The sequence below is a fragment of the Pseudomonas sp. KK18 genome (assembly GCF_037094675.1).
Lineage (GTDB): Bacteria > Pseudomonadota > Gammaproteobacteria > Pseudomonadales > Pseudomonadaceae > Aquipseudomonas.
The window spans coordinates 3,128,982-3,155,313 of record NZ_CP146605.1 but is presented as its reverse complement, the minus strand read 5'-3'; the positions used below and the strand labels follow the sequence as shown (position 1 = coordinate 3,155,313).

At 60.3% G+C, this 26,332-nt stretch carries 26 protein-coding genes; 13 read left to right on the top strand and 13 right to left on the bottom strand.

Annotation, left to right across the window (positions count from 1 at the left end):
• Positions 1-11 precede the first annotated feature (11 nt).
• Positions 12-1,256: a saccharopine dehydrogenase family protein gene (locus V6607_RS14365; RefSeq protein WP_003211412.1), complete on the top strand. Its 1,245-nt coding sequence runs from the start codon at positions 12-14 to the stop codon at positions 1,254-1,256.
• A 213-nt stretch (positions 1,257-1,469) separates the two neighbouring features.
• Here the strand turns inward: V6607_RS14365 and V6607_RS14360 are convergent, their stop codons facing one another.
• Positions 1,470-2,249, bottom strand: a complete 780-nt coding sequence (locus V6607_RS14360) for an IclR family transcriptional regulator (RefSeq protein WP_003211410.1) — start codon at positions 2,247-2,249, stop codon at positions 1,470-1,472.
• A 215-nt stretch (positions 2,250-2,464) separates the two neighbouring features.
• On the opposite strand from V6607_RS14360, the gene V6607_RS14355 reads away from it, so the two are divergent.
• Genes V6607_RS14355 through V6607_RS14340 form a run of 4 tightly spaced genes read left to right on the top strand, consistent with a single transcriptional unit; the run spans position 2,465 to position 5,923 of the window.
• Positions 2,465-3,247, top strand: a complete 783-nt coding sequence (locus tag V6607_RS14355) for an ABC transporter substrate-binding protein (protein WP_134326359.1) — start codon at positions 2,465-2,467, stop codon at positions 3,245-3,247.
• Positions 3,244-3,912: an ectoine/hydroxyectoine ABC transporter permease subunit EhuD gene (gene ehuD, locus V6607_RS14350; protein WP_008435412.1), complete on the top strand. Its 669-nt coding sequence runs from the start codon at positions 3,244-3,246 to the stop codon at positions 3,910-3,912. The genes V6607_RS14355 and ehuD overlap by 4 nt, the downstream gene beginning before the upstream one ends.
• On the top strand, positions 3,909-4,661 hold the full coding sequence (locus V6607_RS14345; protein ID WP_087694235.1) for an amino acid ABC transporter ATP-binding protein: 753 nt from the start codon (positions 3,909-3,911) through the stop codon (positions 4,659-4,661). The genes ehuD and V6607_RS14345 overlap by 4 nt, the downstream gene beginning before the upstream one ends.
• Complete coding sequence (locus tag V6607_RS14340) at positions 4,658-5,923, top strand: FAD-binding oxidoreductase (protein WP_134326358.1); 1,266 nt, start codon at positions 4,658-4,660, stop codon at positions 5,921-5,923. Before V6607_RS14345 ends, V6607_RS14340 begins: the two co-directional genes overlap by 4 nt.
• 62 nt (positions 5,924-5,985) lie before the next feature.
• Here the strand turns inward: V6607_RS14340 and V6607_RS14335 are convergent, their stop codons facing one another.
• A complete protein-coding gene (locus tag V6607_RS14335) occupies positions 5,986-6,672 on the bottom strand; it encodes a M24 family metallopeptidase (RefSeq protein ID WP_338743956.1) in 687 nt (228 codons plus the stop codon).
• Positions 6,673-7,235: 563 nt separating this feature from the next.
• Between V6607_RS14335 and V6607_RS14330 the strand changes: the two genes are divergently transcribed.
• Positions 7,236-7,583, top strand: coding sequence for a DUF6124 family protein (locus V6607_RS14330; RefSeq protein ID WP_003211399.1), 348 nt, complete (start codon positions 7,236-7,238; stop codon positions 7,581-7,583).
• Positions 7,584-7,698: 115 nt separating this feature from the next.
• Here the strand turns inward: V6607_RS14330 and glsB are convergent, their stop codons facing one another.
• Positions 7,699-8,607, bottom strand: a complete 909-nt coding sequence (gene glsB / locus V6607_RS14325; protein WP_003211397.1) for a glutaminase B — start codon at positions 8,605-8,607, stop codon at positions 7,699-7,701.
• A gap of 209 nt (positions 8,608-8,816) precedes the next feature.
• On the opposite strand from glsB, the gene V6607_RS14320 reads away from it, so the two are divergent.
• Positions 8,817-9,275, top strand: a complete 459-nt coding sequence (locus V6607_RS14320; RefSeq protein WP_134327658.1) for a signal peptidase II — start codon at positions 8,817-8,819, stop codon at positions 9,273-9,275.
• A 165-nt stretch (positions 9,276-9,440) separates the two neighbouring features.
• Here the strand turns inward: V6607_RS14320 and V6607_RS14315 are convergent, their stop codons facing one another.
• The 3 genes from V6607_RS14315 to V6607_RS14305 are packed head-to-tail and all read right to left on the bottom strand — an operon-like array spanning position 9,441 to position 12,895.
• Entirely contained in the window at positions 9,441-10,655 is a 1,215-nt protein-coding gene (locus V6607_RS14315) for a nucleoside permease (RefSeq protein ID WP_134326356.1), read from the bottom strand.
• A gap of 42 nt (positions 10,656-10,697) precedes the next feature.
• Complete coding sequence (locus V6607_RS14310) at positions 10,698-11,750, bottom strand: sugar phosphate isomerase/epimerase family protein (RefSeq protein WP_087694231.1); 1,053 nt, start codon at positions 11,748-11,750, stop codon at positions 10,698-10,700.
• A 14-nt stretch (positions 11,751-11,764) separates the two neighbouring features.
• Entirely contained in the window at positions 11,765-12,895 is a 1,131-nt protein-coding gene (locus tag V6607_RS14305; RefSeq protein ID WP_177437413.1) for a Gfo/Idh/MocA family oxidoreductase, read from the bottom strand.
• Positions 12,896-13,062: 167 nt separating this feature from the next.
• Here V6607_RS14305 and V6607_RS14300 point away from each other — a divergent pair, with 167 nt between their 5' ends.
• On the top strand, positions 13,063-14,058 hold the full coding sequence (locus V6607_RS14300) for a LacI family DNA-binding transcriptional regulator (RefSeq protein ID WP_087694229.1): 996 nt from the start codon (positions 13,063-13,065) through the stop codon (positions 14,056-14,058).
• On the opposite strand, the gene V6607_RS14295 is transcribed toward V6607_RS14300, so the two are convergent.
• Positions 14,052-14,462 carry a hypothetical protein gene (locus V6607_RS14295; protein WP_003211385.1) on the bottom strand — a complete coding sequence of 137 codons (411 nt, stop codon included), beginning with the start codon at positions 14,460-14,462 and terminating at the stop codon, positions 14,052-14,054. The two genes, V6607_RS14300 and V6607_RS14295, sit on opposite strands and share 7 nt — an antisense overlap.
• A 109-nt stretch (positions 14,463-14,571) precedes the next feature.
• Between V6607_RS14295 and V6607_RS14290 the strand changes: the two genes are divergently transcribed.
• From V6607_RS14290 to V6607_RS14270, 5 genes are all read left to right on the top strand, one after another.
• Complete coding sequence (locus tag V6607_RS14290; protein WP_003211383.1) at positions 14,572-15,423, top strand: helix-turn-helix transcriptional regulator; 852 nt, start codon at positions 14,572-14,574, stop codon at positions 15,421-15,423.
• A gap of 291 nt (positions 15,424-15,714) precedes the next feature.
• Positions 15,715-16,443: a winged helix-turn-helix domain-containing protein gene (locus V6607_RS14285; protein WP_003211381.1), complete on the top strand. Its 729-nt coding sequence runs from the start codon at positions 15,715-15,717 to the stop codon at positions 16,441-16,443.
• A complete protein-coding gene (locus tag V6607_RS14280; protein ID WP_134326354.1) occupies positions 16,436-17,191 on the top strand; it encodes an EAL domain-containing protein in 756 nt (251 codons plus the stop codon). Before V6607_RS14285 ends, V6607_RS14280 begins: the two co-directional genes overlap by 8 nt.
• 32 nt (positions 17,192-17,223) lie before the next feature.
• Positions 17,224-17,913, top strand: a complete 690-nt coding sequence (locus V6607_RS14275; RefSeq protein WP_008435430.1) for a winged helix-turn-helix domain-containing protein — start codon at positions 17,224-17,226, stop codon at positions 17,911-17,913.
• A gap of 220 nt (positions 17,914-18,133) precedes the next feature.
• Positions 18,134-19,528 carry an undecaprenyl-phosphate glucose phosphotransferase gene (locus tag V6607_RS14270; RefSeq protein WP_087694227.1) on the top strand — a complete coding sequence of 465 codons (1,395 nt, stop codon included), beginning with the start codon at positions 18,134-18,136 and terminating at the stop codon, positions 19,526-19,528.
• 263 nt (positions 19,529-19,791) lie between these two features.
• Here V6607_RS14270 and V6607_RS14265 read toward each other — a convergent pair whose 3' ends face one another.
• The 6 genes from V6607_RS14265 to V6607_RS14240 all read right to left on the bottom strand — a co-directional run bounded on the left by V6607_RS14265 (position 19,792) and on the right by V6607_RS14240 (position 26,322).
• Positions 19,792-21,882 carry a YjbH domain-containing protein gene (locus V6607_RS14265; RefSeq protein ID WP_134326353.1) on the bottom strand — a complete coding sequence of 697 codons (2,091 nt, stop codon included), beginning with the start codon at positions 21,880-21,882 and terminating at the stop codon, positions 19,792-19,794.
• Positions 21,879-22,646, bottom strand: a complete 768-nt coding sequence (locus V6607_RS14260) for a capsule biosynthesis GfcC family protein (RefSeq protein WP_134326352.1) — start codon at positions 22,644-22,646, stop codon at positions 21,879-21,881. Before V6607_RS14260 ends, V6607_RS14265 begins: the two co-directional genes overlap by 4 nt.
• Positions 22,643-23,302, bottom strand: a complete 660-nt coding sequence (locus tag V6607_RS14255) for a YjbF family lipoprotein (protein WP_032899416.1) — start codon at positions 23,300-23,302, stop codon at positions 22,643-22,645. The genes V6607_RS14260 and V6607_RS14255 overlap by 4 nt, the downstream gene beginning before the upstream one ends.
• Before the next feature lie 14 nt (positions 23,303-23,316).
• A complete protein-coding gene (locus tag V6607_RS14250; protein ID WP_134326351.1) occupies positions 23,317-24,429 on the bottom strand; it encodes a polysaccharide export protein in 1,113 nt (370 codons plus the stop codon).
• 85 nt (positions 24,430-24,514) lie between these two features.
• The gene (locus tag V6607_RS14245; protein WP_003211359.1) at positions 24,515-24,799 is read right to left on the bottom strand and encodes a hypothetical protein; all 285 of its coding nucleotides are present in this window, start codon (positions 24,797-24,799) and stop codon (positions 24,515-24,517) included.
• 179 nt (positions 24,800-24,978) lie between these two features.
• Positions 24,979-26,322, bottom strand: coding sequence for a UDP-glucose/GDP-mannose dehydrogenase family protein (locus V6607_RS14240; RefSeq protein WP_003211357.1), 1,344 nt, complete (start codon positions 26,320-26,322; stop codon positions 24,979-24,981).
• Between the last annotated feature and the right edge of the window lie 10 nt (positions 26,323-26,332).

Here is a 26,332-nt window from a genome sequence, read left to right as displayed (position 1 = left end):
AGATAAAGCAATTGAAAAAGAACGTTCTTATCATTGGTGCAGGAGGTGTCGCCAAGGTGGTGGCCCACAAGTGCGCGCAGCACAACGACGAACTCGGTCGTATTGCTATCGCGTCGCGCAACATCTCCAAATGCCAGGCCATCATCGACAGCGTCAAGGCCAAGGGTAGCCTCAAGGTACCCGCCGACATCCAGGCCTTCGCGCTGAACGCTTTGGACGTGGAAGCGACCAAGGCACTGATCCGCGAGACTGAATCGCAGATCGTCATCAACGTCGGTTCCGCGTTCCTCAACATGTCGGTATTGCGTGCCTGCATCGACACCGGCGTGGCGTACCTCGACACCGCCATCCACGAAGAGCCGGGCAAGGTCTGCGAGACCCCGCCGTGGTACGGCAACTACGAATGGAACCACCTGGAAGAGTGCAAACAGAAGAACATCACGGCCATCCTTGGCGTGGGCTTCGACCCGGGTGTGGTCAACGCTTATGCAGCGCTGGCGCAACAAAAGCATTTCGACCGCATTGATTCGATCGACATTCTCGACGTCAATGCCGGCTCCCATGGCAAATATTTCGCCACCAATTTCGACCCGGAAATCAACTTCCGCGAATTCACCGGACAGGTGTGGAGCTGGCAGAACAGCCAGTGGACCAGCAACACCATGTTCGAAGTCAAACGCACCGACGACCTGCCTGTGGTCGGTTCGCAGAACCTGTACCTGACCGGCCACGATGAAGTGCACTCGCTGTCGAAAAACCTCGACGTGCCCAATGTGCGTTTCTGGATGAGCTTCGGCGAACACTACATCAACGTGTTCACCGTGCTGAAAAACCTCGGCCTGCTCTCCGAAAAACCGGTCACCACCGCCGAAGGCCTGGAAGTCGTGCCGCTGAAACTGGTCAAGGCCGTGCTGCCCGACCCGTCGTCGCTGGCGCCTGGCTACACCGGCAAGACCTGCATCGGCGACCTGGTCAAGGGCACCAAGGATGGCCAGCCACGCGAGCTGTTCATCTACAACGTGGCCTGCCACGAAGAAGCCTTCGCCGAGACCGACAGCCAGGGTATTTCCTACACCGCCGGCGTACCGCCGGTAGCCGCAGCGCTGCTGGTTGCCCGTGGTGAGTGGGACGTGAAGCACATGGCCAACGTCGAGGAACTGCCGGCTGAGCCGTTCCTGAAGGCGCTGGACGTGATGGGCTTGCCGACTCGGATCAAAGACGAGAACGGTGACCGTGCCTGGGATGCGATTGCCTGACAGGCGATAGTTGACCGAACAAAAAAATGCGCCCTCAGGGGCGCATTTTTTGTTGGGGCTCACACCAATCTCAAAGAATGATGAAGATCAAAATGTGGGAGCGGGCTTGCTCGCGAATGCGGTGTGCCAGTCACTGCATCTGGCGACTGATACACCGCATTCGCGAGCAAGCCCGCTCCCACATTTTGGATTTGCTGTGTTCTTGAGAGCGGGTTACTCCAGGTTACGCGCCGAATTGCTCAACGCCCTTGAGCACTGCAACAACGCCGGCGCCAACTGCTTCTCTGCATCCGCCCGGCTCCAGCGACTGGTCGGCGCCACCACATGCACCGCCGCCACCGGCCGACCGTTCGCCCCCAGCACCGGCGCGCCGATGGTCATGTCCCCCAGGAACAGTTCCTGGCCATTCACCGCATAGCCCTGCTCGCGCACCTGCTGCAACGACTCCATGATCCTGTCGACGTCCGTCAACGTCTGGCTGGTATGCGCCACCCGCTGGCTGTGCTCGATCAACGCCAGCGCCTCATCCTGCGGCAACGCACTCAGATACGCCCGGCCCGACGCCGTGCAATACATCGGCACCCGCGAGCCAATCGGCATGTGTACCGGCACGAAGCCGGAGCTGACAAACCGCGCGATATACGTCATGTCGTAACCCGCAGGCTCGGTCAGGCACGAGGTTTCTCCGGTCAGGCGGGTCAATTCCGAGAGGAACGGGTTGGCCACTTCAATCAGCGAATGCGCATCCAGATAACTGAAGCCCAACTCCAGCACCCGTGGTGTGAGTTGGTAATGACGGGTGCGCGAGTGTTTCCGAAGGTAACCCAGGCTCTCGAGGGTAAACACCATGCGCTGGGCCGAGCTTTTGGTCATGCCGGCGGCCTCGGCCACCTCTGCAAGGCTCATGCTGCGGCGCTGGGCGCTGAATGCCTTGAGCACCGACAGGCCTTTTTCCAGGGATTGGTTGTGCAAGCTGTTGCGTTCTTCGGACATGGCGAACTCGCGGTCAGGTCGATCAAGCGTGGCGATATTTCTACACGAAATCGCGAAATTCGACCACTAAAAATCGCATACCGATACGAATGGTTCATTTTGTTTAATTTACATAGCGTAAACCGATTTTATTTAATCGAAATGGCACAGAGCTTGCGGTTTGCTCGGTAACCGCTCGCGGTAGTGACGATCCGTTTTCCTTCTGGAGTAACCCGATGAACAGTCTTTCGCCCTTGTTTCGCCGCCTCGCCTTCGGTCTTTGCGCCACCTTTTGCGTGGCCACCGTGCACGCCGCCGGTGCAGCCTCGTACAAAGTCGGTGCAACGGCCAGCGGTTCGCCGTTCACCTTCCTCGATATCAAGAGCAACAGCATCCAGGGCGTGATGGTCGACGTCGCCAACGCAGTGGGCAAGGCCGGTGGTTTCACCAGCGAAATCGAGCAGACCAACTTTGCCGCGCTGATCCCGTCCCTCACCTCGGGCAAGCTCGACTTCATCGCCGCCGGCATGCTCAAGACCCCGGAGCGTGCCCAGGTGGTGGACTTCAGCGCGCCGGTGTACGCCTACGGTGAAGGGCTGATCGTGAGTGCCGACGACAACGCGACCTATACCGACCTCAGCTCCTTGAAGGACCAGGTAGTGGGTGTACAAGCCGGCACGATCTTCTACGACATGCTCAACAAGCTGGGAATCTTCAAGGAAATCCGCACCTACGACTCCATCGGCGAAATGGTCCGCGACCTGAGCCTGGGCCGCATCAAGGCCGCCGTGGGTGACCAGCCGGTGGTGGCGTACCAGATCCGCCAGAAGCTGTTCAAGGGCGTGAAGCTCGCCGCCGACTACAAGCCGGTCAACGTCGGCGAGGTGTGCCTGGTGGTGCGCAAAGGCGACAGCGAAACCCTCGAACGCCTGAACCAAGCCATCGCCAGCATCAAGGCCGACGGCACCCTGGACGCGATCCTGAAGAAGTGGGGGCTTGATGCCCGGGTGCAGCCATGAACCCGGCTGAATTCCTGCAAAACGCCCAGGACTTCCTGCCGATCCTGCTGCAAGGCGCGTGGGTGACGATCCAGATCACCGTGCTGTCGTTCCTGCTCAGCAGCGCTATCGGCCTGGTGCTGGCGCTGCTCAAACTGTCGCCGATCAAGGCGCTGTCGTGGGCGGCGAGCACCGTGATCAATGTGATTCGCGGCCTGCCGATCATCGTGCAGCTGTTCTACATCTACTTCGTGTTGCCGGACATGGGCGTGCACCTCAGTGCATTCCAGGCGGGTGTGATCGGCATGGGCATCGCCTACTCGGCGTACCAGGCGGAGAACTTCCGTACCGGCATCATCGCCGTCGAACAGGGCCAGCGTGAAGCCGCCGAAGCCCTGGGCATGCGCTCGGTGCTGATGATGCGCCGGGTGATCCTGCCCCAGGCGTTTCGCATCGCCTTGCCGCCCTACGGCAACACCCTGGTGATGATGCTCAAGGACTCATCGCTGGTGTCGACCATCACCGTGGCCGAGATGACGCGCCAGGGCCAACTGATCGCCTCGTCCACCTTCCAGAACATGACCGTCTACACCCTGGTCGCCCTGCTCTACCTGCTGATGAGCCTGCCGCTGGTGTATGGCCTGCGCCGCATGGAACAGCACCTGGGCCGGAGGAAAAAAGCATGATCGAGATTCGCCAACTGCAAAAGCACTACGGCACCCATCGCGTGCTGCACGGCGTCGACCTGGACGTGGCCAAGGGCGAAGTGGTGTGCCTGATCGGCCCGTCCGGCTCGGGCAAATCCACCTTGCTGCGCTGCATCAACGCCCTGGAAGCCTACGATGGCGGCACCATCAACGTGTTCGGCGAAACCGTGCAACGTGGCAGCAAGACCGTACACGCCCTGCGCAGCCGCATGGGCATGGTGTTCCAGCGCTTCAACCTGTTCCCCCATCGCACCGTGCTGGAAAACGTGATGGAAGGCCCGGTGTACGTCAAGGGCGAACCGCTGCAACAGGCCCGGGAAGAAGCCTTGGCGCTGCTGGATAAAGTCGGCCTGTCGGCCAAGGCCGATGCCTACCCGGAACAACTCTCCGGCGGCCAGCAACAGCGGGTTGCCATCGCCCGCGCACTGGCGATGAAACCCGATGCGATGTTGTTCGACGAACCCACTTCGGCCCTCGACCCGGAACTGGTGGGCGATGTGCTGGAGGTGATGCGCACCCTCGCGGACGAAGGCATGACCATGATCGTGGTGACCCACGAAATGGGCTTTGCCCGGGAAGTGGCCGACCGCGTGTGCTTCCTGCACGGCGGCTACATCGTGGAGAGCGGGCCGGCCGAGCAGGTGCTGGGCAACCCGCAACAACCGCGCACCCAGGACTTCCTGCGCCGCGTGCTGCACCCGACGGCCAACACCCGGAGCCTGCCATGAAGTCACTCTGGGCGGCGACGGCGCCCGCTGCACCGCAAACACCCGCGTTGGCTGAGTCATTAAAGGTGGACGTGGCCATCGTCGGCGCCGGGTATACCGGCTTGTCCACGGCGCTGCACCTGGCGGAGCGCGGCGTGAGCGTGTGCGTGCTGGAGGCCAACGAGCCTGGCTGGGGCGCGTCCGGGCGCAATGGCGGGCAGGTCAACCCGACACTCAAATACGACCCGGATCAACTGGTGCAGATGTACGGTGCCGAGCGCGCCGAGCCACTGATCAACACCGTGTCCAACTCTGCCGACCTGGTGTTCAACCTTATCGAGCGCCATGGCATTGACTGTGCGCCCACACGCAAGGGCTGGATGCAGGTTTCCTATTCCGAAAAAGGCGTGGCGGGCCTGCACGCCCGGGCCGAACAGTGGGCACGTCGCGGGGTGCCGGTGCAGCGCCTGGATGCCGGCGCGGTGTCCGCCCGCATGGGCAGCCAGGCGTTTGCCGGTGGCTGGCTGGACGGTCGCGCGGGTGCCATCCAACCCTTGGCCTATGCTCGGGGCCTGGTGCGTGCAGCCCAGGCGGCGGGCGTGCGCATTCATGGGCAGAGCGCAGTGACCGCGATGCAACAGGCGGGCGCGGGCTGGAAGTTGCAGACCGCGAGCGGCGCGCAGGTGTCGGCCGGCCAGGTGGTACTGGCCACCAACGGCTACAGCGGCGACTTGTGGCCCGGCATGGCCCAGAGTGTGCTGGCGGCCAACAGTTTTATCGTCGCCACCCGGCCCTTGAGCGGGCCTGGGGCCGAGAGCATTTTGCCGGGGCAAGAAACCGTCTCAACCGCACAGCGCCTGTTGCTTTACTTTCGCAAGGATGCCCATGGCCGCCTGCTGATGGGCGGGCGCGGGTTGTTCAACGACCCCACCGGGCCCGCAGATTTTGCGCACCTGGAGCGCTCGCTGGCACTGCTGTTTCCGCAGCTGGGCAAGCTGGACTTCGAGTACCGCTGGGCGGGCCGGATCGCGATCACCCGGGACTTTATGCCCCACGTCCACGAGCCTGCACCGGGGCTGACCCTGGCACTGGGCTGCAACGGGCGCGGGATTGCCTTGTGCACCAGCCTCGGCCAGCAACTGGCCGGGCGCCTGTGTGACAGCCGCTCCGACTTCGCTTACCCGGTAACGCCTTTGCAGCGGTTGCCACTGCATGGCTTGCAACGCTTCTACATCGGCGCGGGCGTGGCGTGGTACAGCCTGCTGGATCGCCTCTCCCTGTAGGAGCGAGCTTGCTCGCGAAAAAACCGAAGGCGCCGCGTGTCCTCAGGAGACCGGCGCCTTCGTCAAAGCTCGCAGACCTTTCCCTCATCACTGAAGAAATAGATATTTTCATGCTTGTAGCCCCAGCGACCGCCTCGCTCGCGAGCATGCGGCTCGAAGGTAAAGCACGTCACCTCCTCCAGGCGCCGATGATTGCCCGCCTCGATGTAGAGCCTTTGGTCACGCTGCTCGCAGAGGCTGTGGCCGACGTTGCCGGCGAAATCGAGGTTCTCGAAACCCTCGGATGCGATCAGGTCATTGGCGAACGCGTGGAGATCGTTGAACGTGGTTTCAGGCCGGGCGAATGTGCGCATCATCGCGTGTAGCAGGTGCTCGACTTCATAACCCCTGCTGAACTCGGCCCCCACCGGCACCGCCCGGCACACGCCCTCCTCCACATAGAAAGAGCGGGCACAGTCGCCCCACACATTGCCTGCTCTCGGGCTCAAATCCACCGTGATCAGATTGTGTAAACCAACGGCTTCATCACTGGGCAGATAGTCGCGTCCCGACACCGAAAGCGCACTGCGCGAACCCAGCAATACGAAGGCCGGGCAGTCGTAATACCAGGTCTGCGGATAGCCGGAATCCGCGAGCATCTGCGTCGCCATTTCGGCGATGGAGGCTTCGGTGGACTGTGGCGTGATCCGCGTAACGAGCTGCTGTAGCACCGACTTGGCGGCGGCCTGGACCACGCGATTAGGCAACATGGATTGTCTCTGACTGATGAGGGATTGCGTCGATGGTAGCAGCACTCTCCTCGACAGCGAGACGCACTCGGATTTTAAGCTCGTTCCCACGCTCCGCGTGGGAATGCAGACCGTGACGCTCCGCGTCACAAAGGCAGACGCAAAGCGTCCAGGGCAGCGCTCCCACGCAGAGCGTGGGAGCGATCAATAGCCGGAGCACCGACTTGGCGGTGGCCAGGACCACACGATTGTGCGACACGGACCGTCTCTGACTGAGGGAGACATGCTCGGATTTTTCCGACAACTGTTTCAGGTTGTCGGTCGGACCCGGGCTGACTAACCTCCCGCAGTCGCTGCCAATTCAGCGACCGGATTTGACCGTCCGCAACCATAGAACAACTGCGCCAAAACCGATCTTGGGCGTTTTTTTTACGCCTGATGTATTGTGTCGCGGCAGCTGTACGCGGGATACCTTCGGGTATGCCGGTTTTGTTCTTTGGGCCGGTCGGTCAACCCGCGTATAGCTGCCACCCTAATCGTTTGACCGCGAATCGTGGCAGCTCCATTCACAAAGGAGCTTCACCATGATTAAAGACAGCCCCAATCCCCCACCGCACACCGACCGGCTTCAAGAAGCCGCTTACCGCGCCATTCACCACTATCTGAAACCTGACGCCCAACCCCAACCGCCTGAACCCACCGAGCTACCGTTCGATGGATTATTTACCGTGCGTACGGACCTGGACACGGAAACCTTGCTGGCCAATGCCTCGCAAGACCTGGCGTCGATCAATGTCATCGCCGCTCACCTGGCCTTCGAAGTCGATGGTACCCAGCGCAACGTGGCGCTGGGCATTTGCCGGATGCTGGAAGGTGTGCAGATGCTGGTCGACAAAGCGCTGGATCGATGCGCGCAAACCAGCCCGCGCTGAGCTCGTTCCCACGCTCCGCGTGGGAATGCAGACCGTGACGCTCCGCGTCACAAAGGCAGACGCAGAGCGTCCAGGGCTGCGCTCCCACGCAGAGCGTGGGAGCGATCAAGTCTCTTCAAAAAACCGACCATCCGATACGCTCGCTCAACAACTCCAACGCCTTCATCCCCGCCAGGGAATTGCCCGCCGCATTCAACTCCGGCGACCACACGCACACCGTAAACTGCCCCGGCACCACCGCGAGAATCCCGCCGCCTACCCCGCTCTTGCCCGGCAAGCCAACGCGATACGCAAAATTCCCCGCCTCGTCATACAGCCCGCTGGTGGCCATGATCGAGTTCACTTGCTTGGTCTGGCGCGCCGTCAGAATCTGCTCGCCGCTGTGGGTGCACACCCCCTCATTCGCCAGGAAGCAAAATGCCTTGGCCAGGTCCAGGCAGCTCATCTGCAACGCGCAGTAGTTGAAGTAGCTGTGCAGCACTGCATCCACGTCATTGTGGAAGTTGCCGAAGGACTTCATCAGGTACGCCATGGCCGCATTGCGCGCACCGTGCTGGGCTTCGGATTCGGCCACCACGCTGTTGACCAGGATCTGCGGGTTGCCCGACAGCCGCCGCACAAAATCACGCATGGACAAAATCGGCACGGCAAAGCGCGATTGGTTGATGTCGCAGATCACCAGCGCACCGGCGTTGATAAACGGGTTGCGTGGCCGCCCACGCTCGAACTCCAGTTGCACCATGGAGTTGAACGGCTGCCCCGACGGTTCGTGGCCCAGGCGTTCCCAGATGCTTTCGCCGCCATGGTCGATGGCCTGCACCAGGCTGAATACCTTGGAGATGCTCTGTACGGAGAACAAGGTGTGAGCATCACCCGCGCAGTAGGACGAGCCGTCATTGCCATACACGGCAATGCCCAGTTGCTGGGCCGGCACGTCGGCGAGCGCGGGGATGTAGTCGGCGACCTTGCCGAGGCCGATCAGTGGACGGACTTCGTCGAGGATCGACTCCAACAGGGCCTGCATGTTGTGTTCTGGCATGGTTTGGGAATAGTTGTTGAGCGGGGCGCGGAGGATACCTGAAACGCCGGAGCCAGGCAGGCTGCCGGTGCAAAGATGGACGCTGTGCAGGCCGTGCTATATCTTCGGGGCGCCGCCGGCTCAGGCGAAAAACATGAAGGAGTGAAACGTTGAAGAAGCAGGACGCCTTGAGAGGACGAAGCTTTGCGGTGCTGATGGGCATTGCGTTTATCGCCGTGGACCAGTTGATCAAACTGCTGGCGCTGTTTTCGCTTCAAGCCACAACGTTCCGGTTCGGTTCAAGCCCGGTCAACATGGCCTTGGAGCTGAGCTTGAACCCGGGTGCGTTCCTCAGCTTGGGCGCTAGCCTGCCAACCCAGGTCAAGCAACTGATCTTTATCGTCGGCGTGGCCGCGGTGGTGTGCTGGGCGGGTTATTGGGCCTGGACGAACTGGAACCACTCCCTGCGCAAGGCCGCACCACTTTTCCTGATTGCCCTGGGCGGCGCCGGGAACCTGATTGACCGGGTCTTTCGCGACGGCCATGTCGTCGATTATCTGGTGGTGAATGTCGGCCCGCTGCATACGGGTGTGTTCAATCTCGCCGATATCGCGATCACTCTGGGTGCGTTGTTGCTGATGCTTGATCTGTTCAAGAGCCCCGGTAAAGCCTGAGTTCCACACCAGCCAACAACACGCTCAAACAGGCAAAGAGAATCAGTGTGGGAGCTGGCTTGCCTGCGATGCAGACACCTCGATGTATCAGTTGCACCGAGGCGATGTTATCGCTGGCAAGCCAGCTCCCACCTTTGATTTTGGCTGGCCTGACATCGTACTCAGTCAGCCCGCCACCCGCTCCCGCCCCTTGAACGCCAGCGAAAAACAAAAAAAGATCACCAGCGCAAACCCCGCCGGAAACAACCAGATGCTGCGCCAGTCATGGCTGCCACCCGCCGCCACATAGTGGTCGGTCACCTGCCCCGCCACCCAGAACCCAATCAACATGCCCACACCGTACGTAGCCAGGGTAATCAGCCCCTGCGCCGAACTCCTGAAGCGCTCCGGCGCTTTCGCGTCGGTGTAGATCTGCCCCGAGACAAAGAAGAAGTCATAGCAGATGCCATGCAGCGCAATCCCGGTAAACAGCATGAAGGCCAGCTCGCCATTATTGCCGTAGGCGAACAGTGCATAGCGCAGCGCCCACGCCAGCATGCCCACCAACAGCGCGACCTTGATGCCAAAACGCTGGATGAACAGCGGCAATAGCAGCATGAACAGCACCTCGGACACTTGCCCAATGGCCATTTTTGCCGTGGGGTTGGTCACGCCGATTTCCGCGAGAAACGGGTTGGCGTTCTGGTAGTAGAACGCCAGGGGAATGCAGATCAGGATCGAGGCGATGAAGAACACCAGGTAGCTGCGATCCTTGAGCAACCCCAGCGCATCCAGCCCGAGCAGTTGCTTGATATCACCCTTGCCCGCCTCGGCTTTCAAGGGCGCGGTACGCGGCAAGGTGAAGCTGTAGAAACCCAGCATCACTGACGCGATGGCAGACATCAGGAAGGTGTTGCGCAACGCGCCCGTGGTGATCGACTGCTGCGAATCCCAGGCGAACACAAAGCTGATCACCAGCCCCGCAACAATCCAGCCCAGGGTGCCCCACACACGGATGCGCGAAAACTCCTGGGCCGGGTCGCTCATTTGCCGGAAGGCCACCGAGTTCACCAGTGCCAGGGTCGGCATGTAGATGACCATGTATGCCAGCACGTAGGGATAAAAGCCGACGAAGTCCGGCGCGCGGTACAGCTGGTACAGCAGCACCGCGCCGATCAGGTGCAGCACCGCCAGGATGCGCTCGGCGTTGAAGTAGCGGTCGGCGATCAGGCCGATGATAAACGGGGCGATGATCGCCCCCCACGACTGGGTGGAAAACGCCATGCCGATCTGCCCGCCGCTGGCCCCCAGGTTGCTGGCGAGGAAGGTGCCGAGGGTGACGAACCAGCCGCCCCAGATGAAGAATTGCAGGAACATCATGACGCTCAGTCGCGCTTTCATTGTGGTCACCGTTTTATTGTTATTTTGAGTCAGAAGCGCTGTTCAGGCGTCGGGCAGGCCCAGCAGCCGTCGGTTGGATTGCTCGTCGGATGTCACGCCGGCGAAGTCATCGAATGCCTTGCTGGTCTTGCGGATCATGTGCTGGCGGATGAACTCCGCCCCTTCTGCCGCGCCTTGTTGCGCGTCCTTCAGGCAGCACTCCCACTCCAGCACGGCCCAACCGTGGAAGTCGTACTGGGTGAGCTTGCTGAAGATCGATTTGAAGTCGATCTGGCCATCGCCCAATGAGCGAAAACGGCCAGGGCGGTCGACCCATCCTTGGTAGCCGCCATACACGCCGGAGCGCGCGTCGGGGCGAAACTCGGCGTCCTTGACGTGGAACATGCGGATGCGCGCGTGGTAGCGGTCGATGAAGCCCAGGTAATCCATTTGCTGCAGCAGCAGGTGGCTGGGGTCGTAGAGAATGTTGGCCCGGGGATGGTGGTCGACGGCTTCGAGGAAGCGCTCGAAAGAGGCGCCGTCGTGAAGGTCTTCGCCGGGGTGGATTTCGTAGCACAGGTCGACGCCGGCCGCCTCGAAGCAATCGAGAATCGGCAGCCAGCGCTTGGCCAACTCGGCAAAGCCTTGCTCCACCAGGCCGCTGGGGCGTTGTGGCCAGGGGTAGATGTACGGCCAGAGCAGCGCGCCGGAGAAGGTCGCGTGGGCCGTCAAGCCAAGGCGCTGGCTGGCGCGGGCGGCGAGTTTCAATTGGTCGATGGCCCACTCGGTCCGTGCCTGGGGCTGGCCGCGCAGATGGGCCGGGGCGAAGTCGTCGAACAGCGTGTCGAATGCCGGGTGCACGGCCACAAGTTGGCCCTGCAGGTGGGTCGATAGCTCGCTGATTTCGACGCCGGCATGGGCGCAGGTCGCCTTGAGTTCATCGCAGTAGGCCTGGCTTTCTGCAGCGCGGGCCAGGTCAATGTAGCGGGTGCCGAGTGTGGGCAACTGGATCGCCTTGTAGCCCTGGGACGCCGCCCATTGGGCGATGTTGGCCAGGGTGTCGAAAGGCGCTTCGTCCGAGATGAACTGGGCGAGAAAAATGCCTGGGCCGCGCATGTCTGTAGTCTCCTTCATGGGTGGTTCGCCAGGGTGGTCCACTTCGCCTCGCCGCGATGGTTGGCGATCACGGCTTCGATAAAGGCCATGCCGCGCACGCCGACTTCGATGCCGGGTACGCCAACGGCCTCGGTGCCCTGGCGAATGGCCTTGGCGAAGTCGCGGTAGAGGTTGGCCATGGCTTCCAGGTAACCCTCGGGATGCCCGGCGGGCAGGCGCATGCGCTGCAATGCCGCGTCGCACAGCCAGGGCTGGCCGACGCCGGAACGCAGGATGCGCAGCGGTTGGTCGAGGGAACGATGGATCAGACTGGCGGGTTCTTCCTGGCGCCATTCCAGGCCGCCCTTGCCGCCATAGAGGCGGATCTTCAGCGGGTTCTCTTCACCGGCACACACTTGGCTGGCGATCAGCACGCCGCTGGCGCCGGAGGCCATCTTGAACAGCATGGCGGCATCGTCATCCAGTTGCCGGCCGGGTACATGGATGCCCAGGTTCGCGCAAAGCTGTTCGATCGGTTGGTCGGCGATGAACTCGGCCAGGGAAAAGGCGTGGGTGCCGATGTCGCCGATGCAGCCGCCCATTCCCGACAGCTCGGGCCGGCTGCGCCAGTCCGCCTGCTTGTTGCCCTGCCCGGCCACGTCCTGGCTGAGCCAGCCTTGTGGGTACTCGACGATCACTTTGCGCAACGCGCCGATCACGCCATTGCGCACCATGTCGCGGGCCTGCCACACCATCGGGTAACCCAGGTAGGTGTGTGCCAGCCCATAAAGCCCGGAACTGTTTTTGACAACGTCTGCCAGCGCCTGCACTTCAGCAAGATTGAGCGCGGCCGGCTTCTCGCTGAACACGTGGAAGCCCGCCTGCAGCGCCTGGGTCGCAATCGGTGCATGCAGATGATTGGGGGTGACGATCACCAGCAGCTGCATGCGCTGCTCGGCCGGGAGCGCCTGTTCGGCGGCGAGCATCTGCTGCCATTCGCTGTAACAGCGGGACGCGGGCAGGCCCAGCGCATTGCCGGTGCTCCGGTTGTTCTCGGGCTCACGGCTGAAGGCACCGCACACCAGTTCATAACACCCATCCAGCCCCGCCGCCTGGCGGTGAGCCTGGCCGATGAAGGCGCCTTCGCCGCCGCCAACAAAGCCCATTCTTATTTTTTGCACAGCAACCGTCATCGCAAGTCTTCTCTTTATGGGCAATTACCGATCATGATGTAACCGGTTACATCGTGCCGGAAATTTAGGCCTGGTTGCTCGCGGTGTCAAACCCCGACTGCGGTAAACTTGCAGGCTGCTGTTCTGATAACGAGGTGGTCTTGTCCAATATTCGTGAAGTCGCCCGGCTGGCCGGGGTCTCGGTGGCCACCGTGTCCAGGACCCTGGCCAGCCCTGAACGCGTGTTGCCCGAGACCCGCGACAAGGTCAACGCCGCCGTGGAACAGACCGGCTACCGGCCGAACCGCATGGCGGTGCAATTCCGTTCGCGGCGCACCGGCAACCTGGTGATCCTGGTGCCGGCGATTGCCAACACGTTTTTCGCTCGGGTCATCAGCGGTGCACAGCAAGCGGCGCAGGCATCGGGTTATCGGTTGCTGTTGTGCGACACCCGGGGCCAGGCAGAAATCGAAAAACAGTTCGCCGAACTGGTCCACGCCCATCAGGCCGATGGTGTGATTCAGTTGCGGGCCTCGGACCCGTTCAGCGACTGCAGCGACTCACCGCCACTGGTGAACGCCTGCGAGGTGATCCAGGACGGTCGCCACCCCACCATCAGCCTCGACAACCGTGGCGCCGCCCGGGCCATGACCCAGCACTTGATCGACCTCGGCCACCGCCGCATCGGCTTGATCAAAGGCCCGAAAAGCAGCCCACTGACCCGTGACCGCGTGGCCGGTTATGAAGATGCCTTGCTCGCGGCGGGCATCCCCCGCGACCCGGCGCTTATCTGCCACGGCGACTTCACCCTGCACGCCGGTTTCGAGGGCGCAGGCAACATGCTCGCCCTGCCCGAGCGGCCCACTGCGCTGTTCTGCGAGAACGACGAAATGGCCATCGGCGCCTTGAAGCGCATCAAGCAACAGGGCCTGCGCGTGCCCCAGGATATTTCCCTGGTGGGCTTTGATGACATCCCCTTCGCGGCCTACTGCGACCCGCCGCTGACCACCATTGCCCAGCCTGCCGAAATCTTCGGCCGCAAGGCCGTCGAGATGCTCATCGCACTGATCGAGAAAACGCCGCTGTCGGAGCGTCAGGTTGTAGTGCCGTTCGAACTCACAGTACGCGGCAGCACGGCAGCGCCCCACACTCAATAGTGCGCCACATCCGACACCTGGGTATCCAGCACGTCCCGCGCCAATGCCCAGGCCTGATCCGTGGATTCCACCACCAGCAACGGGTAGCCCCACGCCTTGCCGAACATCACGGCAAACGGCTTGAGCGCCAGGCGCTTGGCTGCGCTGGGCTCCACCTGGATCATGCCTTTGACGAAAGTACGCAGGGCCACCTTGTGCTTCTTCATCCAGATCGAGGCCTGTTTGCGTTCTTCGTGTGAATGCTCGTGAGTGCTTTCATCCACGGCTTTCTCGTGCAGCAGGACGAAGGGTTCCTCGCGCTGCAACAAGGCCTCGAATGCGCCAAAGGTATCTTGCGGGGGGGTGTCGCTGGGGGCGTCAAACACGATTTTCACCACGGGGAATGTTGAACTGTCGAGTTGCATGGGAAGCTCCTTTAACGAGAATGTTTCTCATGATAGCCATGCCATCACTGGACGCCATTGCACAGAATGGCCAGAATGTTTCGCATTCCAGCCAAGACGCCGCGCCGCCATGTACAACCACCGCCTCGAAACCCGTGACCCCTTGCGCCCGGCCCTCGCCGATGCAATTCCCCGTGCGGTGGTTGCAGTGAGCGCTTCAAGCACCTCTGCGAGTTGGGAGCACGCACCGCACCAGCACCGCAAGGGCCAGTTGATGTACACATTGCGCGGGGTGATTCATTGCGTCATCGAAGAAGGTATCTGGATCGTGCCCCCCCAGTGCGCGTTGTGGATTCCGGGCGGCCTTTCCCATGCCGCGCGCGGGTCGGGGGCAGCGGATATCTACTGTCTGTTGGTCGACCCCGACGCCGCCGGCGCCCTGCCCCGGCAATGCTGCACCCTGGCGGTATCGCCGTTGTTACACGAATTGATCAGCAAGGCCGTCAGCTTCCCGCCGCTGTACGACACCGAGGGCGCCCAGGGCCGGTTGGTGGCCACGCTGCTGGACGAACTGGCACTGGCACCGGTGGAGGCCCTGCACCTGCCCATGCCCCGGGACACTCGGCTGCGGCGCCTGGCCGACAGTTTGCTGGCCAACCCCAGCGACAAGGCCACCCTGGGCGAATGGGCCGTACGCATCGGCATGAGCGAACGCAGCATGACGCGCTTGTTGCTGGAGGAGATCGGCCTGAGTTTCGGCCGCTGGCGCAGGCAACTGCATGTGATCCTGTCACTGCAGCGCCTGGCGAAAGGCGAAAGTGTGCAGACGGTGGCACTGGACCTCGGCTATGAAAACGCCAGCGGCTTTATCACCATGTTCCGCAAGGCCATCGGCCAACCGCCGGCGCGCTACCTGGCCGACCGCGCGAGCATCCCCCAGCACACGACGCCCGCTATCGCCTTGCTGGATTATTATAAATAGTCACGTATAAGCATTTTTAGAGCTAAGGGACTAGAAGGCTTAAATCATTCCAGCCAAAAAAAATCAACCCGCCTAAAATACTTATCGCACACTAAAAAATTTGCACTAGCATATGAGTACTCCGGTCCACAAACCCGCTCTCAACACCCGCCTGAAATCCGCCTTACCCCCCGCAAATAAAGTGCCGAATGTTAAAATTTGTCACGTTTTGGCGTATTCAATTCGATTAACATCTAAACGCCTGCAGCGATTGAATTGACGGCCTCGCATGCCGGAAAAGGGAGCAACGTGATGCATTTTTCCAACGTCCTCGCTATTGCACGGACCCCATCGAAATCCGAGGACTTCAGCGAGCTTATAGTTCGTACTGTACCGAAAAATCTAAAAGTCGATACACGCTCCTACGGCCAACTAATCGGTCCCTATGCAAGCCATGGACATTACCGTGCCATCATCATAGAGATCGACACCCCCTCTGCCAGCACCCAAACGCTGGACATCATTAAAAAAACCAGATCGGAAAATCCTGGCAGCACCATTTTCCTGGTTGTCACCTTCGCCACTACACTAAGCAAAACCAAATATTATCTCGCAGGCGCTGATTACTGCATAAAGGTCGTCGAGAGCTCGCCCGAGAAAAAACTTGCCCTGTTTGCCGCGTTCCTCAGCGAGACATACTGGCTAAGTAATACTGATTTGCTACTCGATCAGGACCGCATGTGCATCTACGGGGGTGGCAAAAAGCTCGAAGTGTCCTTTGTCGAAATGAAAGTACTGGAAGCGCTCATTCATAATCGATTGCTCAGCCATGATGAAATCGCCGTGGTAATGGGGCTGAATCCCCGATTTTATGATTCAAGGGCCCTCGAAAAATCGATTAGCCGGTTACGTGGCAAAATAAAATCACATTACGGAAGCAATATAATTCAGAGCATTCGCGGTTACGGCTACAAACTAAGCAGAGGGCTGGCTTCGGTTAATCATATCCACCCCGTCAGGGAGCGGTCGAACCGTGAATAGCGGAACCTTATTACGTGAGGCGTCAGCCTGCTTCACCTTTTCGCGGCAAGCGATACTTGAACGAAGTTGCACGCTGTGGGGCAGTGAGATCCGCGTCCACGCCGAGCCTGCGCTCGACAGCCCGCGTGATGACGCCTGCCCGTTTTATTCCGAACAACTTAAAGACGCCTACAGCGAAGCCCTGCAACATGCCAGGCCGAGTTCATTTGCCCGCACAAGTAAACGTTTGCGCGCGGATAAAAGCCCGGGCCTCCACAAGTTTTTCCGAGTTGAGCAATCGCTGTTGATGAATGAGGACCTGCTCAAGGAAATTATCGATACTTCACACACGCTGGAAAAAAACAGACAACAACTCATTGTCAGCGTTGGAAACACACTGGACACCCTTCCGGGCCCGCTGGAACGCCGGAGCATGATCCGTCAACTGTATAGCCTGAAAGACCGGAGCAACCTGAAGCTTGCCTATAACAATTACACATTAAATACAAAAGACACCGACCTGCTGATCGACTTGAGTCTTTATGACTATATAAAAATGCCTTTTCCAGACTCGGCCCTCAGGCTCAGTCTGAACACCCGCTCGGGCCTGTTCGACCGGCTTTACGACCAGATGCTGGGGCTGATGAGCACCACCCGGGTCTCCTTCATCGCCGACAACGTCGAGCACGCCGACAGCGCACTTCTCGCCAGACGCTTGCCTTTTGACTATTTTCAGGGCCCCTACTTCTCCCCTGCTGATAGTTTATGAACCCCCGTACTTTCCTGGAATCGGTGAATGCCATGAGTTCTCTCAAGAAACACACATTTACATCGACGTACCCGTCAATCGCACTGCACGATTTCACGCCAAATGTGGCATTTTTACATTACGACGTCGACAGCGGGCCGCTGATCGAAACCGTGGAAAAAACATCGGACGCTTCGACCAGTTCCTACGCCGTTACCAAAGAGCAGAATTTCAATCTGTGGCTCAGTAACTATGTCGCCGCCAAAAGACTTTACGAAGCCAGTAATCGACTGACCCGACAACTTTACGACGCATCAAAAAAACCTAACATCACGGCTCTAAAATCAGACGTCACACACCCGGACCTGAATAACACCACCACGGAAACAGTTAACTCATCCTCTGCATTACGCGGCCCCGATGTCTGGCTACTTACCCAGCAAGATCGTGCGCTGGTGAAAGGTGGGCTACGCATTTCCTTGACCACTATTGAGTCGGCATTGATCAAGAAAATGTTGAACCATGAAGAACGTGTGGTCAGCAAGGAAGAACTTATCCGCAACATCGGACGTGAGCCCGACCTCTATCGCGGGCTTGAAATGTGTCTTAGCCGATTGCAGGACAAGTTCAAGCGCGTGAATGATGGCGAACGCCTGTTCCGCGCGGTGCGTAACCGTGGCTACTGCCTGACACAAAAAATAAAGAGCCCGCTGAGCAGTCGCGCAAACGTCACAGAACAATAATTATTTCATAAAAATTACAATTCACCCTGCCTATTAGAACGCCTTTCTATCTGCCATTTTATAACAACATGACCGCGTTATAAGTCGTCAGCCATTGCTCCCTGCCATTTATTACTATCAATACGCACGCCTACGCGTGCGCCTGCCATTTGATAGTCATTAAAACCACGCCTCGCTTTAACCTGCCAGCACGTGAGTGGATACCACAGGGAGCAGAAGTATGCTTAACAACAGAAGAATGCATCGTAACCTTACACCCAAGGGCCTGACCTTTTGGGGACAGTGGGCAATTGCCCTGAGTGTGGTCGTTGTACTTTTGTTTTCACTGGTACTTTTCAAGACCGGGCAATTGGAATCCCACTACCGGATATTGGCAGCCATTACAATACTGGCCTCTATACCGGCCTACATGTTATGTGACGTCTATAGCAAAAAAGATGACTTTTTTGTTGGGCTGGGACGATTATTCACCGGCTGGTTATTGACCCTGGGCATATTGTTCGCGGTCGGCATAGCCTGTAATGCCAGTTCGCTGTTTCCCTTCGAGATCCTGCTACTCTGGGCCGCTGTCAGCTATCCAATACTAGCCCTTTGCTACATTCCCATTCACAGTCTATCCAGGTACTACCACCGGCAACTACATGAGCGCCAGAAATCGCTGATTATTGGTACGGGAAAACTTGCAACCGACTTGGCCAATACTCTCGCCAGGCAAAAACGCTCCCCTCTGGTCGGTCTCGTAGGTCCCCGCACCACCTCCCCCCAGGCCGGCACCCAGCCTCAGATCCTCGGTGACTTGCCCGATCTTCCCGCGCTGATCCGCCAGCACGGTATCCGCCGCCTGTACATCACTCACTCTCTCCAGGAAGCGACCCACATCGAGGCGCTGTACCTCAACCTGCTGGAGATCAGCGTGGACGTGATCTGGGTGCCCGACCTCAACAACATGCTGCTGCTCAACCACAGCGTGGCCGAGGTGGATGGATTGCCCGCGATCTTCCTCAATGAAAGCCCGCTGACCAGCCGGCCGACCGCAGCACTGAGCAAGTCGCTGCTGGACAAGAGCCTGGCCCTGTTGGCGATCATCCTGCTCAGCCCGTTGCTGCTGCTGTTCGCCCTGCTGATCAAACTTACCTCTCCCGGCCCGGTAATTTTCAAGCAGGATCGTCACGGCTGGAACGGCGAGGTGATCAAGGTCTGGAAGTTCCGCTCGATGCGCGTGCATGACGACCACGAAGTGCGCCAGGCGAGCCGCAACGACTCACGCATTACCCCCGTAGGGCGCTTTATCCGCCGCACCTCCATCGACGAGCTGCCCCAGCTGTTCAACGTGCTGCAAGGGCATATGGCACTGGTCGGCCCACGCCCGCATGCCGTCGCCCACAATGACTACTACTCGGGCAAGATTCGCGCGTACATGGCGCGGCATCGCATCAAGCCCGGCATCACCGGCCTGGCGCAGGTCAATGGCTGCCGGGGTGAAACCGAGACCCTGGAGAAGATGCAGCAACGCGTCGATATCGACCTGCGCTATATCAACAACTGGTCGCTGTGGCTGGACATCAAGATCCTGTTCAAGACGCCGTTTACCCTGCTGTCCAAAGACATCTACTGACCCCGCCCTTCCCCGTGCCGCTGCATCGGCGGCGCGGGGCACCAGGCGCGCTTTGCGCCCTCCCCGCCACCACTCCCCGCAAGGCGCAACGATAGCGCCCACAGAAACGCACGGGCCCGGGCCATTCGCATAGTCATCAAAGAGGAAAGTCAGGCAAATGTTGCGCGCCGGTATTGCACCTGGCGCTGTAGCGTTCGGCGTGGCGACTGCCCGGCGCATTCAACGCCGGGCAGTCGACAACCTGGTCGGCAGATGCCGCACCGTCACTCCGTGATCTTCTCGAAGTTGTTGTAGAACAACTCGCTGTCACGCCCGTCGGTCATGGTCTGCAGCGAATAGCCGCGGTTCAGGCGTGCGCCGCCGTCACGGGTCAGTGGCGCCCATACGACGTTGGCCCGACGCATCGTCGAGGTGCTCATCAATTCGTCGAAGGGGACGGAAATATAGATGCCCTTGTCGAAGCTGCCTTCGCCATATTCTTCCTTCGAGGCGGTGGTCAGCGTCACCCAGCCACCAAACTTCACGCCGTTCTTGAACTGGCGCGAGATGTCGACGGTGGTGCCCCAGTCCCGCGCCAGGTAACGCCCCACACTGACGGCGGCCAGGGTGTCATAGGGCAGCTCGGTATAGCTGGTGACATGGCCGGTGATGGTCTGGTAATCCCGCAGGCCGAAGCCCTGGTTGAAATCACGCTGGCGCACGAAGTTCAGGTCTGCGCCCACTGACCAGTGCTTGCCCGCCGGCCGGAACAACACCTCGCCGCCCATCCCGGCGTACATGGACTCCAGGTAGCCGCCGTAGACCATGCCATACAGGTCGCGGTCCAGGCGCTGCGCATGGTTGACCTGGAAGTTCGGCATCGTCACATCGGACGTGGTCATGTATTGGCGCAGGTCGGTGCGTACTCGCGGCAACCCGCTGGGTGCGTCGTAGGTGAACTTGTCGTAGTTGTTCAGCAGGTTGGCGCTGAGCAAGCCGCTCCACCAGGTATTGCGGGTAAAACGGTACTCCGCGTCGGCGTCGGCAGTGAACTGATAAAGCAAGCCGTCGGGGCCACCGATGTTCTGTTTGTAACCCAGGCCAAGGCCATAGTTGAACGGCTCGGATTGTCTGCTGTAGAGCGTGGTTTCCCGATGGGCAATCGCCGGATTGACCTCGGTATTACGGTGCAGGTCCGTCAACGGTTGCTGGTTGTTCACCACGGCCCGGAAGGTGTCACGGGGCACGCTGGTTTCTTCGATGGGCATGTCATAGCGCTTGTTCACCAGGGTGAACCAGTCGATATCCTGATTGGCGCTGTTGTCGAGAATCCGGCTGGCGCGTCCCACGGCCTTGGCTGAATAGAAGTAGCGTTGCTGCTCGCCATACACCATCAATTCCGAGCCGCGCCGGGCAATGCGCTCCACCTTGTAGCCGGCATTCTGCTGCAGCCTGTCGGCGACGTTGGCCCAGTTGACCTGGTCGGCCGGGGTGGTGGGCATGCGCGCCGGCAACGGTTCGGCGGGCGGGTCATAGGTCTTGACCGGTGCCTTGCGGCTGACAAAGTTGGTGTGCAGGGTGATGCCGAACATCGCGGTATTCCCGCGTTCCCAGGCCGCACTCAGGTCGACGCTGTCAGCCAGCTTATAGACCACGCCAATGTTTACCGGCGAGTCCTGCTTGATCGGGTTGTCCAACGGCTCGTGCTTGTAGTCATTGCCCTCGTATTCGAGCTTCAGGCTCAGGGGTTCCCAGGGCGTTTGATAGGCGATCCCGCCGAACAACGAAGGGCGGCCCCTGAAATAGGCGTTGGAGTTCACATCCCCTGCCCTGGCGACGACCGCAGTGCTCTTGGGCCGGTCGTTGAACTTGCTGCCGAACACCGACAGCGGGTTGCCGAAGTCGCCTCGGTTTCCCAGGTAGCCCCAGGCGATGCCGAGGCTGAAATCCAGGTTGCCGTGGCGCTTGTTGGCGACAAAGTATTCGCTGGAAAACAGCCCGGTACCGCCGATGTCCCGGGCACCGAAAGCCACCTGCGGTGCCCACCGGCTTTCCTCCCAGAGCCGCGCCTTGAAGTCGATGGCCTTGTCCTTGAAGCTCTGGCTTCCGCTCAACGCCTCGGCGCCGTACCTGCGGTTGCTGATGGCGGTATAACGAAACGAACCCTCCAGCCAATCAAACGGTTGCAGGGAAAAACTGTAGCGCGAGTAGGGATCGGTGCGGTTGGCGTTGGCGCTCAACTCTCCCGCCGGGGCCATGCGTGCGGTGGGGGTCTGTAGCAGGCCCACGCCGCCGAAATCATTTTGGGTGTAACGGGGGTCACCGTGAGCCAACCCGCAAGGCAACAGCAGTACAGCCGCAAAACGTAAATTCAAGGGTTCACCTCAGCCAACGGTTGAGTGGCGAAAAACTCGGCCAGTTGTTGGTTGAGATCAGGGGTCGGCGTCTCAAGGTCGTCGCTGCGGATCGGCACCAGGATCCTGCTGCCGGGGGCCGCCACCACGCCGTCCTCGCGATTCCACGCCGCCACGCCCACGCGCCGTACCTGGCCGTCGGGCTGGATCAGCCACAGGTCATCGCGCTCGGCGTCATCGAGGACCGTGCAGTCGCCAACATAATCCCGCACCTCGCGCATGGCCCGGTACGGCACATCACAGGACTGCGCGACCGCCCCGAGCACCTGCACGGTGGACGGCCTCACGGGGTAGACCAGCCGGTCCCCGTCATCCAGCAATGCGTTGCGCGCGAACCCCGTCTCCACGGCGATCGGGTCCAGCACTTGCACCTGGCGGCCGGTGACCGGCAACTGTTCGACCTGTCGATACAGACGCGCACTCAAGTCCGCCCGGGAGCCACGGTCATCCAGCAAGGCCCCTCGTTGCAGCAGTTTCAGATCGAACAAAACCCCTGCCTTCAAGCGTTCCTGCGTGCTCACCAACGACTGGTGCAGCCACGCGGCGCCCAACCAGTAGCTTTCTGCATTGGGTTGGGCCACACGAATAACGTCCAGCAAACGCGCCCCCGGCTTGACCTCGAAGGCGCCAGGGCTGCGCACATCGCCACTGACTGTAACGGCCGCCTGGCCAGTGCCGGGGCCGATCAGCAACAGGCCCAGCCATAAAAGCTTCGAACACTTCATCGGGCTGCCTCCCGGTCGGGACGCAACTGCACGATTTTCAGGGCCAACCGGGGCGTCAAATGCTGCTCGCTGCGCCAGATGAAACCATCCTGCGGGTCGACCCAATAATGGTTGGTGGCGCGGAAATTCAAGGTGGGAGCGTCCACCTGCTCGTCGATGCGCAGCAAGGCGTAATCCTTGTCCAGAATGCGGAGGGTCTCGATACCGTGGCTGCTGAAACGGCTGTTGACCGCGATACCGATTCGGTTGCCGTCGTAGAGGTCGATCCAGCGTGTGCCGGTGTAGCCGTCGGGCAGATGCTGGAGGCCGCGCTTGAACGGCGATTCGCCACTGAAACGCGTGCCATCCAGGGAAACACCCAGCCCGACAGTGCGTACCACCAGGCCGTCACGCATCATCACCACTTGCTTGCCGGAAGCGACCCAGAACTGCAGGTCGCCCCGGCGCCGGGCCATGGCCATCACGCCCTCGCTGACGGCGGTGGTCACCAGGATCTGCGGGTATGGCACCGCGTCGACCTGGGCGCGGGTCACGTTGATCGGGGCCGGGCCCGTCACAGAGGTTTCGAGGGTGTACCACGACGCCCTCATCAACGGGTTACACCCGCACAACAAGAGCGCCATCGACAGGCAGGCGCTGGTAGGCAACATTTTCACCACGGGATAACGCCTTATCTGCTGTTGACTTCGCTGAGGTCATTGGCCGATCGGGCACCAATTCCAATGGCACTGGCGGTCGGCAGCAACTGGCTGATCAGGCGGTTCCAGCGCGTCACGCCGGCCGGCCCGACGTACACGATGTCCTGGGGTTGCAAGTCGAACCGGGTGGCCAGCACCAGCGCGGAAGGCGACTGGGCATCGAGTTGGAACACCTTGGCCGGTTCGGCTTCGAGGTTGTCCACGCCGCGAATCACATAGACCGCATTGCCATTGGACGTGGTCTGGTTCAAGCCGCCTACGGTACCCAGGGCATCGGTCAGGTTGATCGACTTGCCCTTGAAGCTCAGGGCCCGGGGCTGATTGACTTCGCCCATCAGGTAGACACGTTTCTGGTCGTTATAGGGCAGGTACAACCGGTCGCCGCCCTTGAGGTAGATGCCCTGCAGTTGCGAGCCCTGGCGATTGAGGCTGTCCAGGTCAAGCGTGTACTCACGGCCGTCGCGCGTCAGGGTCAGGCTCGAGAGGTCGGCATTCGTGGGGTCGACACCGGCGGCGCCAATGGCCTCGACGGCGCTCAATGGCGTGGTGGTGATCGGCTGTTGCCCGGCCTTGATCACCGCCCCGGTCACCACCACTGTCTGGCTGGCAAACCGCAGGACACTGACGTCGACCTGTGGGCTTTCAATAAATTGCGACAAGCGCCCGGCGATAAAGGCCCGCAGCTCTTCGATGGTCTTGCCGGCCACCGGGACGTTGCCGATATACGGATAAAACAACGTGCCATCGGGGCGAACCAGGCGCCCGTTGGCGTCGATCTGCTGTTGCGGCCCGGACGGTGCCGTCAACTCGGGATGGTCCCAAACCGTGATAAACAACAGGTCATTGGCACCGACGCGATAGCCACCGGGTACATAAGACAACAGTTCTGCCGGCACGGATTCACGAACATGCGTGGCGGCATCCATGGCAATCAATTTGGGGGTGATGGGAATCAACTCTACCCGAGTACTTTCGGGAGAACCCTCACTGGACATTTGACTGGTGTCCATATGTTGACCAGGCGAAAACATGCAGCCGTGCAAGCTGAAACTTGCCAGCAAAAGAACAGGTAACCTACGAATCATAATGGCACTACGCTAGTCGAGGGCGAGTCTAAAAAAGATCACCCAGAAGTTCCGGGTGATCTTGAACAACACACATTGCGGGTTATTAGTTGGTACCGGTGGTACCGCCTGTACCGGTGGTGCCGCCGGTGCCGGAAGTACCGCCATTGGAACTGCCGCCCGAGTTGGAAGCCGCCGCCGCAGCGCCGACTACCGCGGTACCGACCCCGACGGTTTCACCGAGCGTCACGCCGCCCACGAGCGGGGTGCTCAACGACAGGGGCTCGCTCGCGCCGGCCGCATCGCTCAAGGCCTCGCTCGCGACTTCACCTGCCGCCAATGCCGCAGTACTGCTAAAGGCCAGCACGCCGGCCAACAGTATTTTCCTCATATCAGACTCCTTCTCGATATTTACCCCTTATCAAATAATGCAATAAGGGCGTAGTGATGGAACGGAGATAAACAGGCTATGCAAACTGCGCAAAGATCCTGTTGGATCACGCACTTAACCTCCTCGAAATCATCTCACTTGTGGATAGCTCAAACCACCAATGTTAATAATCGTCAGGATTAAACAACGGGGCGTACCGATAACCCGCGACCAATACCGTAATACTCGAAACCATTGGCTTTCATACGCTGCGGATCAAATATATTGCGGCCGTCAAAGATCACCGGCGTGCTCAGTTTTTCTTTTATCAAGTCCAGGTCCGGGGCCTTGAACTCCCGCCATTCGGTCACGATCACCAGCGCATCGGCACCTTGCAACGCCGCTTCCTTGGTGCCCATCAGCAACAGGTCTTCGTTCATCCCGTAAATGCGCTGGGTCTCGGCCATCGCTTCGGGGTCGAATGCCTGGACCCTGGCACCCACGCTGCGCAGTTGTTCGATCAACACGCGGCTCGAGGCTTCGCGCATGTCATCCGTATTGGGCTTGAAGGCCAGGCCCCAGATGGCGAAGGTCTTGCCCTCCAGCTGGCCGCCGAAGTGGTGGTGAATATGCCCGAACAGGTGCTGCTTCTGGCGCTTGTTGACTTCCTCGACGGCAGACAACAGCGTTGCCTGATAGCCGATCGACGACGCGGTGCGCTCCAGCGCCTGCACATCTTTCGGGAAGCACGAGCCGCCATAACCGCAGCCTGGGTAGATAAAGTCGTAGCCGATCCGTGGATCGGAGCCAATGCCTTTACGAACCGCCTCAATGTCGGCGCCCAAGCGTTCGGCGAAATTGGCCATTTCATTCATGAAGGAAATCTTGGTGGCCAGCAGGCAGTTGGCCGCGTACTTGGTCAGCTCGGCACTCCTGATGTCCATCGTGATGATCTTTTCGTGGTTGCGGTTGAAGGGTTCATACAGCTCCCGCATGCGGTCCACGGCGTAACTGCTGTCGCTGCCGATGATGATCCGGTCGGGCCGGGTGCAGTCGGCGACCGCCGAACCTTCCTTGAGGAACTCGGGGTTCGAGATCACGTGGAACTCCACCTCGAGCCCCCGCGACGTCAACACCTCGGACACCTTCGCCCGGACCTTGTCCGCCGTTCCCACCGGCACCGTGGACTTGTTAACGATAATCTTCGGCTCGGTCATGTTGAGCGCAATGGTCGCGGCAACGGAGAGCACGTACTTGATGTCGGCGCTGCCATCGTCATCAGGCGGGGTGCCCACGGCGATGAACTGCACCTCTCCATGCCGCACGCCTTGCGCGGCGTCGGTGGTGAAGTGCAAGCGTCCGGCATCATGGTTCTTCTGGACGAGCGCACTCAGCCCGGGTTCAAAGATCGGAATAATGCCGGCCTTGAGGTTCTCGACTTTGGTCGCGTCCACGTCGACACAACACACCTCATGCCCCGCGTCGGCCAGCACCGCTGCCTGCACCAGACCCACATAGCCGATTCCAAATACAGTTACATTCATTTCAATCTTC